Genomic DNA, 14,149 nt, shown 5'->3' with positions numbered 1-14,149 from the left:
TGCGGTCCTTCACGAAAACGTGGTGTTGTGCTGTTCGCCGTAAGTGTGCAGAGGTGTCGGGTCGTTGGCCGGCCACATCGAGCTGGTAGCGCCGGGGCGGTAGAACGTCACTGTCACGCTGCGCCTGGAAGAACGGCAACCCTCCACCACCCGTGAAACCGCATGCCAGGAAGTGTCGGCACGCACGAGAATCGCCGAGTTGCCGACCTCGGGCGTCACTTGCGCAACGATATCGGTGGGCCTGGCAGAGCCGAGGATCTGCAGGCAGCCGCCGTCGGCAGGGTCCCAGGTCTGATTGAAGTACAAAATGTGCGTGACCAGTTTGTCATCCAGGTCTGGGTGCGGCCCGAGGTTGGCCCCGGGGCCGTAGTGGAACAGGTTGGCTTCCATGGGAACCTTGGTTACGTCCACCCCGGTCAGCGCGGAGAGGGCCTGGCGGTACTGCGGCGAACAGAGGCTATTGGCCAGTGCCAGCCATTGCGGGCTCAAGGCTTGTGGATTGACCACTTCGTGGCTGCCCATGGCGATCAATTGCCGCGCCTCGTATTCGTAGTCCTTGGCCCCGCCGTAGCCGGAGACCGTCTTGAAGTGGTCGTGCGGGTAGGTTTCGGCCAGCGCCTTGGCATCGTCGGGGGTGTAGAGCGCACCGATTTGCGCCCAGGAAAAAGGCACGGTCTGCAGGCGGTGGGCCGTCAGTTTGCTCAGGTCAATCATGTCGAAGGGCTCCCAGCCATTTGTTCAGGGTTCGGCGCAGATGGCGCAACGGCGCCGTCAGCTTGAACGAGTTGGAGCGGTACAGCGTTTCCAGTGCCTGTTGATGTTGCTCGCGTTCGTGTTGCCGCTCGGCGGCCTGGCTTTCGAGATGTGAGTGCAGGTCTTCGAAAACACCCGGCAAGGCTTGCCAGTAGCGATTGAGCGCGGGCTGCGTGGGCCTGGGACCTTCGCGGATCAACTCGGCCACGCGGTCCCAGTGTGCGTCGATCTGTACCATCGCGTCGGCGGTCACCTGGGACACCGGCTGCTTGCCCAACTGTGCGCGAAACCACTGCGGATCAATCGGCTGGTCCCGGCGTAATTGGAATATTCGTCCATGGCTCGGCAGCGCAGTGTATTTGCCGGTGCCCAGGTCCGCCGAGCAGAAGATCGGCACACCAAAGGCCAATGCACTGATCGCCAGGTGGTAGCTGTGCCCGATTACCCCTTCGGCATGGGCGAGCAGTTCTGCCAGCAGCAGCGGCTCTGGCCAGAAGGGCAGGCAACGCGCGCGCGCAAGGCCGTCGCCCAGTACGGATTCGTGATCGCCCAGTACCGGCCCTATGGGCAGCAGCAGCAGTTGCACGTCCTCGAACTGCCCGGCATGGGTTCGCCACAGTTGCAGGAAGCTGTCCAACCCCCACATTGCATGCACCACCAGATAGGGTTGGGTCAGGCCGGCGCTGCTGCACAGCTCCAGGAACGGGGCAGAAGGCGATTGAGGGTCGAGCACCCGTGGCAGGCCAAAGGCCGTGTCGGGAAGCACCTCGACCTGGGCCGTCGGCGACAGCTGGGCCAGGGCCGCTTGGGACAGCGCATCGCGTACCCTGATGTGCGGGCTGTGTTCGAGGGTCAATTGCACCAGTGGCGCGGCCCACGGCGGGATGTCGTTGCAATGCATGCCCGGCGCATTCCAGATCAACGGGATGCCATGTTGCAGCGCGATCAGCGCGGGCGTCAGCCAGTAGCCGGTGGGGTGGTGAATGGTGGCATCCGGGGGGTAATAACCGCTGGCCACCAGCTTGTCGAAACGCACAATGAAACCACCGCCGATCAATACTCCATCCAACTGACCGGCGATGTCCGGCAAACGAGTCAGCGAGGTGACCTCGTACGGCCACTCGGGCGGTGTTTTCCCGTGATAGGAAAACCGGTGCAGCGTTATCGCGCCCAGGCGCCGGGTCAATTCCGCCTCGGCGAGAATGGGAAACAGCAAGTCGCCATAATTGGCGACATCGAATGTGCCGAAGATCCCGACCTGCCACTCTCGGCTCATTGCAGCACCCCCGGTTCATTCGTGTGCGGGGCAGGACCGGCCTCTATTCCCAGATCGACGAAACCAAGGAATTCCCGGGTACCCGGCAAGGTGTCGAACGCCAGCAGCGCGACCTGCTTCTCGATGAGCTGCGCGGTTTCTTCGAGGTGGCCGTTCATCAGTTTCAGCGTGATGTGGTATTTGCCCGCCGCAAGGTTGGCGGGGAAGCGGACGTTGAGCGTCGCCTTGCGCCAGCCGTTGTGCGCTGCCTCCAGGTGCAGCGGCAGGTTGGCACCGCCGATCACCAGCAGGCGGGCCTCCTGGATCGTCACGCTGAGGGTCGGCAGCTCGATACTTTCGCGTACCCGGGTTTCGATGCGCAGTTCGATGGTCTCGCCATACACAAAGCTTGAATACAGGCTGTCCGTGTTGGTAAAGCAGGCCGCAACGATATGCCCCTCATCGGTGCCAAAGGCGATGCCAGCCTGTTGGGCAAGAAACGCCTTGGGGGCGACCGCCACCGCGCCGCCGCTGGCCCAGCGACGCTGTTCGTCACGCATCTCCAGCAGGTAGAGTTCGGCCATTTCTTCGGGAGAGCCACTGGCACGCACCTGGCCTTCGCGCAGGTAAATCACCCGATTGCAAAAGCGCTTGACCATGGCCATGTCATGGGACACGAACAGCAGCGTCGTGCCTTGCTGGGTGAGCGCTTCCAGCCGATTGAGGCACTTGAACTGGAAGGACGCGTCGCCCACTGCCAGGGCTTCATCGACGATCAGGATGTCGGGGTCCACGCACACCGCGACGGCAAAGGCCAGGCGTACCAGCATCCCGCTCGAGTAGGTCTTGGTGGGCTGGTCGATAAACTCGCCGATAGTGGCGAAGTCAGTGATCTGGGCAAAACGGGCATCGATTTCCGCGCGGCTGAGCCCCAATACGGCACCGTTCATATAGACGTTTTCACGCCCGGTGAAATCGTGATTGAACCCCGAGCCCAGCTCCAGCAACGCCGCCACGCGGCCATGGCTCTCAATGCTGCCGGAGGTGGCACTGAGGGTGCCGCAGATCAGTTGCAGCAGCGTCGATTTGCCGCTGCCGTTGCGGCCAATGATCCCTACCGTTTCACCTTTGCACAGTTGCAGCGACACGTCCCGCAGTGCCCAGAATTCTCGATAGAACTGCTTTTGCCCGCGCGACAACAGCTGCCACAGGCGATCCCTGGGCGTGTCGTAGATGTGATAGCTCTTACTCAGGTGGGCCGTTTGTACGGCGATGTCAGAGCACATCGGCAAATCCTTTGCGGGTTTTCTGGAACCAGGTGAACCCCAGCCAGGCGATACCACCAGCCACCAGCAGGCCGCAGGCCCAGGTGAAAGGGTCTGGTACCACCCCCCAGAACAGCAGGTCACGGGCCTGTTCGACCACCAGGGTGAGCGGGTTGAGGTGAAGGATGCCCTGGTAGGCTGGCGGAAATGCGCTGGTCGGGTAAAAAATCGCCGAGACAAACATCAATGCCGTGGTCAGCACGCCCACCACCTGGCCGACATCACGCAGGTAAACCCCCAGCGCTGCCAATAGCCAGGTGACTCCCAGTGTGAAGAGCGCCAGCGGCAATAACACCAGGGGCAGCAACACACTGGTCAGGGGCGGCCAGCCGAAAAACACCAGGTGGAAGACCAGCCAGATCACCAGGCTGGCCAGGGTGTGGAACAACACGGCGCCCAGCACCACCCACGGCAGGATCTCGAGGGGGAACACGACTTTCTTGACGTAGTTGGCATTGGCGATGATCAGGCCTGGCGCACGTCCCACGCATTCGGCGAACACGTTGAACACCAGCAGGCCGGCAAACACCAGCAGCGCGAACTCGGTGCGCGAACCGTCGCCCGCGGGCCAGCGCAGCTTGAACATCACGCTGAACACGAAGGTGTAGACCAGCAACATGAATAGCGGGTTAAGGAACGACCACAACAGCCCTATGATGGAGCCTCGATAACGCCCAATCACTTCCCGCTGGACCATGGAAAACAACAACTCCCTGTGTCGCCACGGGCTGGAAAACATCCCTGTCCGCGCGTTTGTTTCACTCATGCAGCGATTCCCATTGCCAGTGCAGTGCGCCCATGAGTCTAGTCAACAATTGTCGTTTTGCTATGTGGCGTTGAGTGGTTGTTCGACCTAGGGGAAGGCTCATTGCGTCAGCCTGTCTGCACGCAATCACAGCAGCGGATAAATTTTTTTGCTGGCGCTGCTTGAAATTTTTTCCCCTGAACCTACTTAGGTTTTACGCGATGCCGAATACGGGTCGCGTGTCAAATCACTTGGAGAAAACTCAGGAGATTTTGCAATGGCTACTACTCTTTCGTTGGCCCCACTGTTCCGTCATTCCGTCGGCTTTGACCGCTTCAACGACCTTTTTGAATCGGCGCTTCGCAGCGAGGCCGGTACCACCTACCCACCTCACAACGTCGAAAAGCACGGTGAAGATCACTACCGGATCGTCATCGCGGCGGCAGGCCTGGTGGAGGATGATCTGGAGATCCAGGTGGAAAAAGGCGTGTTGACCGTCGCCGGCGGCAAGCGCGAACACGATGAGGGCATCACCTACCTGCACCAGGGCATCGCCCAGCGCGCGTTCCGTTTGTCGTTCCGCCTGGTCGACCACATTGAAGTGCAGGGCGCACAACTCGCCAACGGGTTGCTGAGCATCGACCTGCTCAGGGTGGTACCGGAGGAAGCCAAGCCTAAGCGCATTGCGATTGGCGGTGCTGCCAAGGCCGAGGTGAAATCCATCAGCGAGCAGTAAGGCTGGAATGAATAAAGGCGCTCTTCGGAGCGCCTTTATTGGACCCAATGATTAACAGTCATTTGCTGATAACTGAGCGACTACTTTTGTAACCTTTGCTGCTTTCTTATGATCCAAACCGCTGCAAGGTAGGGCAACGTTGGCGATGCGCGTTGCGAAATAGGTGTCAAATAGCTCCCAGTCGTCGAACTCTTCTGGCGCGACGGCATAGGTCGTCAACCGACCAATCAGTCCACACAGCCAGTCAGCGCACTGTAACGTTTGAAAAAGATAGCTTTCACCTTGAAGCGGCGGCTCAATTAATGTGCGGCATTTCTCCGAAGCGTCTTCAAACATTGCCAGCGTGTACGCTTCAACGTTTCTTTCACGCCATTCATTTCCTGCTTTTTGTTCATCCAGCAGAACGATGAAAGAGGCGTTGTTTAAAGTGCAGAAGCGATCAATCTTGCGGATGGACTGTACCAACACCCGCTGGAATGTTTCGGTCGAGTTGTGTTTCGTGTGCTCAGTAGGTTTGTGTTCTCCCGTGTAAAAAACGTACCGACCGATTTTCTGAATATGGTTCAGTAAACGGAACGAAGACCTTCTCAGCTCCCTATATTTGCTTACATTGGCCACTGTAAAAAGCGCAGAACCTTTCTTTTCCCAATGATAGGCGGGTAAGTGTTCAGGGTTTTTGTGCTCCAGATCCCAAGCAAGTAACTGACATTTGAGTTTTTAGAAATAGATTGCGAACTCACGCACTTCATTGGCGGGAAGCAGCATACCGCCGAGCCCGAATACAGGGCTGGTTTTGTACATTGAGTGTTTTCGTGAGACGTACTGGCCTACATGGCCAAACTCATCCAGATAAGCAATGTATTGCACCAAATGTGATTTCCCCAGCCGTGAAAAACACGAAAGCCCGCGCGATTTCTCGCAACGGGCCTCGGAAGGTGGGCACATGGTTTCCCATATGCGTTGGGGGGAATTTAGCGGAAAAATACTGCTGGTTCCAACCGGATTGGGGGAATCAGGCAGATCCTACACATCATCAGGAAACGACTGGGCCTCTCTTCAGTGCAAAGGAATAGTGTCGCCGCCCGACTCATGCCCCGCCCGCCCCTCACGCCTCTCCCACTTGGCAATCACCAACGGCGCCAAGGCATTGCCCAGCACATTCAGCGCTGTGGTCGGCATCTCCATCAAGCGATACACCCCGGCGATAAACGCGATGCCTTCCAGCGGCAAACCCGCGCTGGCCAGGGTGGCCGATAGGATCACGAACATGAATCCCGGTACTCCGGCAGCCCCCTTGGAGGTGAGCACCATGGTCACCACCAGCAACGCCTGATCGCCCAGGCTCAGGTCGATGCCGTACAACTGCGCGACGAACAGGGTGCCGATGCCGAGGAACAGGGAAGCGCCGTCGAGGTTGAACGAGTAACCCACCGGCACCACAAAGCTCACCAGCGAAGGAGGCACGCCGTAGGTTTCGAGTTTTTTCATCAGTTGCGGCATCACCGCCGCCGAGCTGGCGGTGGAGAAGGCCAGCACCAACTCATCCTTGATATGGCGCATCAGCGCGAACAGGTTGATCCCGCACACGCGCGCCACCAGGTTGAGCACCACCAGCACAAAGAACGCGATGGCCACATAGCTGACCATGATCAGCTTGGCCAGCGGCAGCAATGAGCTGAAGCCGAAGTTGGCCACGGTCACGGCGATCATGCCGAACACGCCGATGGGCGAGTAGGCCATGATCATCGAGGTGACCTTGAACATGGCATCGCTGACGCCGCGCAACAGTGCGATGACCGGGTCCTTGCGTTCGGCGGGCAGGCGCGCCACGCCCAGGCCGAACATCACCGCAAAAAACAGCACCGACAACAGGCTGCCCTGGGCCATGGCGTTGACCACGTTGTCGGGGATGATGCCGACGATGATCTGCCCCAGGCTATGACCGGCGCCGTTGCTGGTGGGCAGGGTGATATTCGCCGCATGCAGGCTGGACAGTTCAGTGCCGGCGCCGGGCTTGAGCAGGTTGCCCATGACCAGGCCGATGATGATCGCCAGGGTGGTGATGCAGAAGAAATAGCTAAGGGATTTGACCCCGATACGGCCCAGGGATTTGCCGTCACCGTGGCCGGCAATGCCCACCACCATGCAGGCAAACACGATAGGCACCACGATCATCTTCATCAGCTTGATAAAGATATCGCCCGCCGGTTGCAGGAGATTGTCCACCAGCCACGGCCGGGACTCGGGAAAGCGGTGCAGCAGGGCACCAATGGCGATACCGGCGAGCAAGCCGATCATGATTTGCCAGACCAGCGCGATACGGGGCGTGTGCATGGGAATGCCTCATTTGATCAATGATTTTTAAGTTGTTGTTCTAGGCAGTCAAAAGGCGACCGTCCGCTGGTCGCCGGGTGTTACGGGTGGCCGTCAGCGCAGGTCGTGGCATGCGTCTTTGAGGCGACGGCACCCTTCTTCGATCACGTCCAGGGCGCTTGCGAACGACAGACGCACATACGGCGACATGCCGTACGCCGCGCCGCTGACCGTGGCCAGGCCGTAGTCGCGCAGCAGGTAGTCCACCAGTTGGGTGTCGCTGTCGAGGCGATCACCCTGGGGGGTGAGCTTGCCCATCAGGCCGCTGACGTTGGCGAACACATAGAACGCGCCATCGGGCGGGATGAGGCCCAGGCCGGGAATACCCGCCAGTCGCTCCAGCATCAGGGCACGACGCTGCCGGTATTCTTCGCGCATCGCGGCAATAGGCGCCTGGTCACCGGCAAATGCAGCCACGGCGGCGGCCTGGCTCACTGAGCTGGGGCAGGTGGTGGTCTGCGACAGCAGCTTGGCGATGGCCGCGATCAGCCACGCCGGCCCCGCACCAAAACCCAGGCGCCAACCGGTCATCGCATAGCCCTTGGACGCGCCATTGATGATCAGCGTACGTGGCTTGAGGTCGGGCGCCAGGCGTGTCAACGGCACATGCCGGGCGTCGCCGTAGACGAAGTGCTCGTAGATCTCATCGGCCATGATCAGCACATGGGGGTGGCGGCGCAGCACCTGCGCCAGGGCCAGCAGCTCGGCTTCGCTGTACACCGCGCCGCTGGGGTTGTTCGGGCTGTTGAGGATCACCCATTTGGTGCGTGGGGTGATCGCTTCTTCGAGGGCGGCGGGCGACAGCTTGAAACCCAGGCTTTCATCGCCAGCAATGATCACCGGCGTGGCGTCGTTGAGCCGTGCGATGTCCGGGTACGAGACCCAATACGGCGTGTGCACGATGACTTCATCGCCGCGATTCAAGGTGGCGGCCAACGCGTGATAAATGATGTGCTTGCCGCCGCAACCGGCAACGACTTCATCGAGGCCATACACCAGATCATTGTCGCGCTGCAGTTTCAGGCAGATGGCCTGGCGCAGCGCGAGGCTGCCGGTGGTGGCGGTGTAATGGGTGTCACCGCTGTGCATCGCCAGGCTGGCGGCCTCGAGAATGTGCGCCGGGGTGTCGAAGTCCGGCTCGCCCACGGTGAAGTTGACGATGTCGCGGCCCTGGGCGCGCAATTCGGTGACCAGGGCGTTGGCGGCGATGCTGGGGGAGGGGGCGATGCCCAGGACGCGGTCCGACAAAAATGCAGTGCTCATCTCGGACTCCTTCACGCCAGGCCGGCGTTGTTGAGGGCCTTGTCGATCCAGCTCTGGCGCACCGCACCGCTGGCGATCTCTGCCTTGACCGCTTCTTCGTGCTCGGCATGTTGTGCAGCGCGGCGCAGTACCTCGGCGGCATCGGCCTGGGAGAACGCGACCAGGCCGTCTTCATCGCCCACCAGCAGGTCGCCGGGGTTGACCACCATGCCGCCGATGGACACCGGCACGTTCACTTCGCCGGGGCCGGTCTTGTACGGGCCGGTATGCACCACGGCGCGGGCGTAGCACGGGGTGTCCTCGAAGCTGGCGACATCGCGAATCGCGCCGTCGATCACAAACCCCACGCAACCGCGCTGTTGGGCATACAGCTTGATCAACTCGCCGATCACCGCGTTGTTGGTGTCGCCCTGGCCGTCCACCACCAGCACATGGCCGGGTTGCAGCAGGCTCATGGCCTTGTAGATCAGCAGGTTGTCACCGGGGCGGGTCTTGACCGTGATCGCCGTGCCCACCAGCTTGCCGCTGCGGTTGTAGCGGGTCAGGCCACGGGCGCCGATATGACGGCCGAGGTTGTCGCTGATATGCGGGGTGACGACATGGGCAAACGCCTCGACCAGTTCGGCCGGCGCCATGGGCGCGTTGGGAAGGATGCGTGAACCGGGCAAGGACATGGCAAATCTCCATAATTGTTGGATAGCGATGGGCTATGGCCGGATCTTAGGAGTGATGACGGGAGAGTTTTAGCGATATTTTATGATGTGATAGCATCGCTTTTTCTCATGAGTTGGTCGCCATGATCACCTTCAAGCAAATCGATGCGCTGTACTGGATCGCCGAACTCGGCAGCTTCGAAGCGGCGGCAAACAAGCTGAACATGTCTCAGTCGGCCATCTCCAAGCGCATCCAGGAGCTGGAAGACACCTTCGACGTCGAGATTTTCGACCGCAGCAAGCGCAACGCCCGGCTGACGGAGAAGGGCGGTGAGCTGCTCGACTATGCCCGCGACCTGCTCAACAGCCGCGACCAACTGCTCGAACGGGTCAGCGCCCGCGAGGTGCTGGTGCGCCGTTTTCGCCTCGGCGTCACCGAACTCACCGCCTTGACCTGGCTGCCGGGGCTGGTGGAAGCGTTGCGCCAGGCCTACCCCAAGGTGCAGATCGAACCGTCAGTTGAACTGAGCAGCGAACTGTTTCGCAAGCTGGAAAGCGACCAGCTCGACCTGGTGATTGTGCCGGACGTCTACAGCGACCCGCGCTTCCACAGCACCGTCCTGCAAAGCGTGGAAAACGCCTGGATCTGCGCGCCTGGCCTGATCCCGCACCCCGACCCCGTCAGCCTGGAAGTGCTGGCCGATTACACCGTGCTGACCCAGGGTTCGCAGTCGGGCACCGGCCTGATCTACGAGCGTTGGCTGGCCGCGCACAATGTGCAGATGCCGCGCACCCTCACCAGCCATAACCTGCTGGTGCAGGTGGGGTTGGCGCTGTCGGGGATCGGCGTGAGTTATTTGCCCAAGGCGTGTCTGTCGCACTTGATCGAGCAGGGGGCGTTGCGTGCGCTGATTACACAGCCGCAGTTGCCGAGTATCCAGTATGTGGCATTGCACCGGCTGGACCGGCAATTCGGCCTGAACCAGGACGTGGCGCGGATGGCGCAGGCGTGCTGCGATTTTTCGCGGTTGCTGTTCTAGTCGGCTCGTAGGTTATGGTTTTTTTGCTGCAGGGCTGTGAGGACTGGGCGGTGCGATAGACGCCGCAACATCCCAGCTCATCAGCAACTGGCTGATCGCCGCGTCGAGGGTGGCATGGGGCACGTTGTCCCGCGCCAAGATCGACACCCCCTGCAAAAAACTGTCAAACACACTCGCCATCACCGCTGGCTGGGTCTGCTGCGGCAACTGGCCCAGGCGAATCGCGCGCTCCACACACGCCACAATCCCGGCCCGGGTGCGCAGGCGAGATTGGGTCAATGCATCGGCCACCCGCGCATTCTCCGGGCTGGGCGCACTCATCACGCCCAGCGCCACCATGCAGCCCTTGGGGTGCCCGTCTTCGCATTGCATGCGCGCCGACTGGCGCAGCGCGGTTTCGACGGCCTGGCGCGGGGGCAGGGTTTCGTCCCACAGGCATTCGGTGACCTGGGCGTAGGTCGCCAGGTAGCGCTTTACGCACTCGTCGAACAACGCCTCCTTGGAACCGAACGCCGCGTAGAAACTCGGCGCGGAGATCCCGCCGCCCAAACCCGCCTTGAGCTGGGCCAGGGAGGTGGCGTCGTAGCCATGCTGCCAGAACAGGTGCATGGCCTGTTCCACGGCGTGTTCGCGGTCGAAGGTGCGGGGGCGGCCCATTTGTGCCATGTCAGGTCTCCGGTGGGAAAGCGAGATAAATACTAGTCGATACATAAGTCGTTGACAACGCGGGGTGGTCGCCCGCAACATTTATATCGATCAGTATCTAAGTCTTGCCCAAGGAGTTTCCCGTGACCCCCTCACTCAGCTTATCGGCCTCATCCGAGCGCCTGCCCATCGGTGCCTTGCTCGCCCTGGCGATGACCGGCTTCATCTGTATCGTCACCGAAACCCTGCCCGCCGGCCTGTTGCCGTTGATCAGCGATGGCCTGGCGATTTCGCCGTCGATGGCCGGGCAGATGGTCACCGCGTATGCGCTGGGCTCGGTGCTGGCGGTGATCCCCATGACCATCGCCACCCGCGGCTGGCGTCGGCGCAATGTGCTGCTGCTGACCATCGTCGGTTTCCTGCTGTTCAACTCGATCACTGCGTTGTCGTCCCACTATGGCGTGACGCTGGTGGCGCGCTTCTTTGCCGGGGTGGCGGCGGGGTTGGCCTGGAGCCTGCTGGCCGGTTACGCCCGGCGCATGGTTGCGCCCCACCAACAGGGCAAGGCACTGGCGCTGGCGATGGTCGGCACGCCGATTGCGCTGTCGTTGGGGGTGCCGCTGGGCACCTGGCTCGGTGGCCTGGTGGGCTGGCGCACCACCTTCGGCCTGATGTCGGCCGTGAGCCTGATACTGATCGCCTGGGTGCTGGTGAAAGTCCCGGACTACGCGCCGCAGCCCGCCCATCAACGCCTGTCGCTGGGCAAGGTGCTGACCACGCCGGGGGTGCGCCCTGTGCTGGCGGTGGTGATCAGTTGGATGCTGGCCCACAACATTCTGTACACCTACATCGCACCGTTCGTGGCGCCGGCCGGTTTGGCCGAGCGCGTGGACCTGGTGTTGCTGGTCTTCGGGATCGCTGCGTTGGCGGGGATTTGGCTCACGGCCAGGCTGGTCGAGCCGTTATTGCGCAACACCGTGCTGGCAAGCCTGGCGAGCTTTGCGCTCATCAGCCTGGTGTTCGGCTTACTGGGAACGATGCCGCAGGTGATTTACCTCGGCGTGGCGGTCTGGGGCCTGAGCTTCGGCGGCGCCGCGACCTTGCTGCAAACCGCCCTGGCGGATGCGGCGGGAGAGGGCGCGGATGTGGCGCTGTCGCTGAACGTGGTGGCGTGGAACAGCGCGATTGCCGGCAGCGGCGTGGTCGGTGGCGTGCTGCTGGACACCTGGGGCGTGGGCGCATTTGCGTGGGCGATGCTGCTGTTGGTGGCCGTGGCGTTTGCCATTGCCTGGGTGGCCAGCGCCCATGGCTTCAAGCCGGGCGTGCGGGGTGCGGGAAAACCGGCGTCGCTCGGGCACTAATTTGACATCTGCTAGTCCATAATCCTCGAAATATCATTTACTTGGCTCCGTACGCGGAGCCTGCCGCTTCACTTTCCATCGAAGATTCAATCCATGCACCTACGCAACATTGCAGTTGGGCTATCGGCCTTTATCCTGTTTTCGGCCGGGGCGCATGCCCGTGGTGCGATAGACCTTTATTCCACTCAGGAACGGCAGTTGTCGTTCGACAGCTGTGCCGATGTATTCCCTGGCGCGACGCCGATCAAAACCGCAACCATCCCCGCCAGCATGAAACCCCTGGCGCTGTGCTCCGACCATTTCGCCGTGCTGTATTCGCAAACCAGCAAGACGCCGCTGGTGGTGGTCGAGCGCCTCAACGCCCGCCAGCTCAAGGACGCCAAAGGCGAGGAACGGACCAACCATTTCTACGCGGACCCGCGCATTCCCAAGGGCGCGCGGGCCGAGTTGAGCGATTACCATGGCCAGCAACCGGCCATGGATCGCGGCCATCAATCCCCGGCCGCCGATGCCCCCGATGCCAAGGCCATGGCCCAATCGTTTGCGCTGTCGAACATGGTGCCCCAGGACCCCACCAACAACCGCAAGATCTGGAGCAAGGTCGAGGCCGACGTGCGCAAGTTCGCGGTGCGCGCGGGCGGTGACGTGTATGTGTTTACCGGGCCGCTGTTCGACCCGGGCTACAGCACCATCGGCGACAACAAGGTGTGGGTGCCGACGCGCCTGTTCAAGCTGGTGTACGACGCCTCCAGCCAGCGCGCCTGGGCCTACGTGCTGCCCAACGCCGAAACGCGCATTCAGAAGCCGATGGACTACGACACCTTCGTGAAAAGCACCGGGCTCAAATTGCTGGGTAACCTTCCGGTATCCGGGTCGGTGGGGCGCTCCTGATCAAGCGGCTTACCTGGCTTTTTTCAACGCTTTCAAGCGTTGGGTTGCACGTTGCACGGCGGCCATTTTCTCGGGGCGCTTCATGCGTTTCCACTTGCGGATCTCGTCCTTGCTGCGGCCACAGCTGACGCACAGGTCGCCGCTGAGCTGGCAGGTGGAGACGCAGGGATTTTCGATGTCTTTAGCCAAGGGTTCACCTGGGTGGGGGTAAAGGCTTACGCCGAACGAAACTCAATGGTGAGGTGGCTCACTTCATGCACCGCCTTGAGACGCTCGCGAAGGGTGTCGGCATCCGTGGTCGCCTGGCCGAGCACACTCACGATCGCTGCGTGGGCGTCGGGGCCCACGCGCCACACGTGCAGGTCGGTAATCCTGGCGTCGCCGGGTTGCTCGACCAACGCGCGGATCTCGGCGGCGACGTGCTCATCGGTTTGATCCAAGAGCACACCGGCGGTCACCCCCATCAGGCTCCAGGCCCAGCGCGCGATCACGATGGCACCGACGATACCCATCACCGGGTCCAGCCACACCCAGCCCAGGTAACGCCCGGCCAGCAAGGCGGCGATGGCGAGGACCGAGGTCAGCGCATCGGCGAGCACATGCACATAGGCGGATTTGAGGTTGTTGTCGCTGCCGTGGTGGTGCTCGTGATCGTGCTCATGGCTGTGACCGTGGCCCAGCAACAGCGCACTGACGATATTCACCACCAGGCCCACGATGGCAATCAGGGTGGCGGTACCGAACTGCACCTCGGTGGGTTCCAGCAGGCGGATCACCGACTCGACGCCAATGCCCAGGGCCACCAGCGCCAGGATCAGCGCCGAGGCGAAGCCACCGAGGTCGCCCACCTTGCCGGTGCCGAAGCTGTAGCGCGGGCTGCGCGCGTGGCGTTTGGCATAGGCATAGGCTGCGGCGGCAATGCCCAAGGCACCGGCATGGGTCGCCATATGAAAACCGTCGGCCAGCAGGGCCATGGAGCCGGTGAGGTAGCCGGCGGCAATTTCCGCCACCATCATCACCACCGTCAGCATCACCACCCACAGGGTGCGCCTGGCGTTCTCGTCGTGGGCAGCGCCGAGGAACACATGGTCGTGGGCTTGGTGGGGCAT

Annotated in this window: 15 protein-coding genes; 4 read left to right on the top strand and 11 right to left on the bottom strand. The window is 61.7% G+C overall.

What is annotated here, in order from left to right:
* Window positions 1-9: 9 nt before the first annotated feature.
* From J1N02_RS04205 to J1N02_RS04190, 4 genes are read right to left on the bottom strand one after another with little or no spacing between them, the layout of a single operon-like run.
* Window positions 10-714 carry a 2OG-Fe(II) oxygenase family protein gene (locus J1N02_RS04205; RefSeq protein ID WP_421147179.1) on the bottom strand — a complete coding sequence of 235 codons (705 nt, stop codon included), beginning with the start codon at window positions 712-714 and terminating at the stop codon, window positions 10-12.
* Window positions 707-2,029, bottom strand: coding sequence for a polysaccharide pyruvyl transferase family protein (locus tag J1N02_RS04200; RefSeq protein WP_421147178.1), 1,323 nt, complete (start codon window positions 2,027-2,029; stop codon window positions 707-709). The genes J1N02_RS04205 and J1N02_RS04200 overlap by 8 nt, the downstream gene beginning before the upstream one ends.
* A complete protein-coding gene (locus J1N02_RS04195) occupies window positions 2,026-3,294 on the bottom strand; it encodes an ABC transporter ATP-binding protein (protein ID WP_027603992.1) in 1,269 nt (422 codons plus the stop codon). The genes J1N02_RS04200 and J1N02_RS04195 overlap by 4 nt, the downstream gene beginning before the upstream one ends.
* Window positions 3,284-4,099 (bottom strand): ABC transporter permease, encoded by an 816-nt coding sequence (locus J1N02_RS04190; protein WP_421147177.1) that lies wholly within the window; start codon window positions 4,097-4,099, stop codon window positions 3,284-3,286. The genes J1N02_RS04195 and J1N02_RS04190 overlap by 11 nt, the downstream gene beginning before the upstream one ends.
* A 256-nt stretch (window positions 4,100-4,355) precedes the next feature.
* Here J1N02_RS04190 and J1N02_RS04185 point away from each other — a divergent pair, with 256 nt between their 5' ends.
* Window positions 4,356-4,814 (top strand): Hsp20 family protein, encoded by a 459-nt coding sequence (locus J1N02_RS04185; RefSeq protein ID WP_027603994.1) that lies wholly within the window; start codon window positions 4,356-4,358, stop codon window positions 4,812-4,814.
* Between the two features lie 51 nt (window positions 4,815-4,865).
* On the opposite strand, the gene J1N02_RS04180 is transcribed toward J1N02_RS04185, so the two are convergent.
* The 4 genes from J1N02_RS04180 to J1N02_RS04165 form a co-directional block, all read right to left on the bottom strand.
* Complete coding sequence (locus J1N02_RS04180) at window positions 4,866-5,501, bottom strand: DUF3800 domain-containing protein (RefSeq protein ID WP_421147231.1); 636 nt, start codon at window positions 5,499-5,501, stop codon at window positions 4,866-4,868.
* 369 nt (window positions 5,502-5,870) lie between these two features.
* Complete coding sequence (locus J1N02_RS04175; RefSeq protein WP_027603995.1) at window positions 5,871-7,148, bottom strand: cation:dicarboxylate symporter family transporter; 1,278 nt, start codon at window positions 7,146-7,148, stop codon at window positions 5,871-5,873.
* Between the two features lie 93 nt (window positions 7,149-7,241).
* Entirely contained in the window at window positions 7,242-8,450 is a 1,209-nt protein-coding gene (locus J1N02_RS04170) for a pyridoxal phosphate-dependent aminotransferase (RefSeq protein WP_421147176.1), read from the bottom strand.
* Between the two features lie 11 nt (window positions 8,451-8,461).
* Entirely contained in the window at window positions 8,462-9,124 is a 663-nt protein-coding gene (locus J1N02_RS04165) for an RraA family protein (protein ID WP_065940452.1), read from the bottom strand.
* Between the two features lie 122 nt (window positions 9,125-9,246).
* Between J1N02_RS04165 and J1N02_RS04160 the strand changes: the two genes are divergently transcribed.
* A complete protein-coding gene (locus tag J1N02_RS04160) occupies window positions 9,247-10,143 on the top strand; it encodes a LysR family transcriptional regulator (protein WP_421147175.1) in 897 nt (298 codons plus the stop codon).
* 12 nt (window positions 10,144-10,155) lie between these two features.
* Here the strand turns inward: J1N02_RS04160 and J1N02_RS04155 are convergent, their stop codons facing one another.
* A complete protein-coding gene (locus J1N02_RS04155) occupies window positions 10,156-10,809 on the bottom strand; it encodes a TetR/AcrR family transcriptional regulator (protein ID WP_421147174.1) in 654 nt (217 codons plus the stop codon).
* Between the two features lie 122 nt (window positions 10,810-10,931).
* Here J1N02_RS04155 and J1N02_RS04150 point away from each other — a divergent pair, with 122 nt between their 5' ends.
* Both J1N02_RS04150 and J1N02_RS04145 read left to right on the top strand, forming a co-directional pair.
* Window positions 10,932-12,149 carry an MFS transporter gene (locus J1N02_RS04150; RefSeq protein WP_027604000.1) on the top strand — a complete coding sequence of 406 codons (1,218 nt, stop codon included), beginning with the start codon at window positions 10,932-10,934 and terminating at the stop codon, window positions 12,147-12,149.
* Between the two features lie 93 nt (window positions 12,150-12,242).
* A complete protein-coding gene (locus J1N02_RS04145) occupies window positions 12,243-13,040 on the top strand; it encodes a DNA/RNA non-specific endonuclease (RefSeq protein ID WP_027604001.1) in 798 nt (265 codons plus the stop codon).
* A 9-nt stretch (window positions 13,041-13,049) separates the two neighbouring features.
* Here J1N02_RS04145 and J1N02_RS04140 read toward each other — a convergent pair whose 3' ends face one another.
* On the bottom strand, window positions 13,050-13,229 hold the full coding sequence (locus tag J1N02_RS04140) for a DUF1289 domain-containing protein (RefSeq protein ID WP_027604002.1): 180 nt from the start codon (window positions 13,227-13,229) through the stop codon (window positions 13,050-13,052).
* A 26-nt stretch (window positions 13,230-13,255) separates the two neighbouring features.
* A complete protein-coding gene (gene dmeF, locus J1N02_RS04135; RefSeq protein ID WP_413682400.1) occupies window positions 13,256-14,149 on the bottom strand; it encodes a CDF family Co(II)/Ni(II) efflux transporter DmeF in 894 nt (297 codons plus the stop codon).

This window comes from Pseudomonas sp. NFX5, assembly GCF_049132125.1.
In the GTDB taxonomy this organism is placed as follows: domain Bacteria; phylum Pseudomonadota; class Gammaproteobacteria; order Pseudomonadales; family Pseudomonadaceae; genus Aquipseudomonas; species Aquipseudomonas marginalis.
This window is presented reverse-complemented; position numbering and strand designations above follow the sequence as displayed.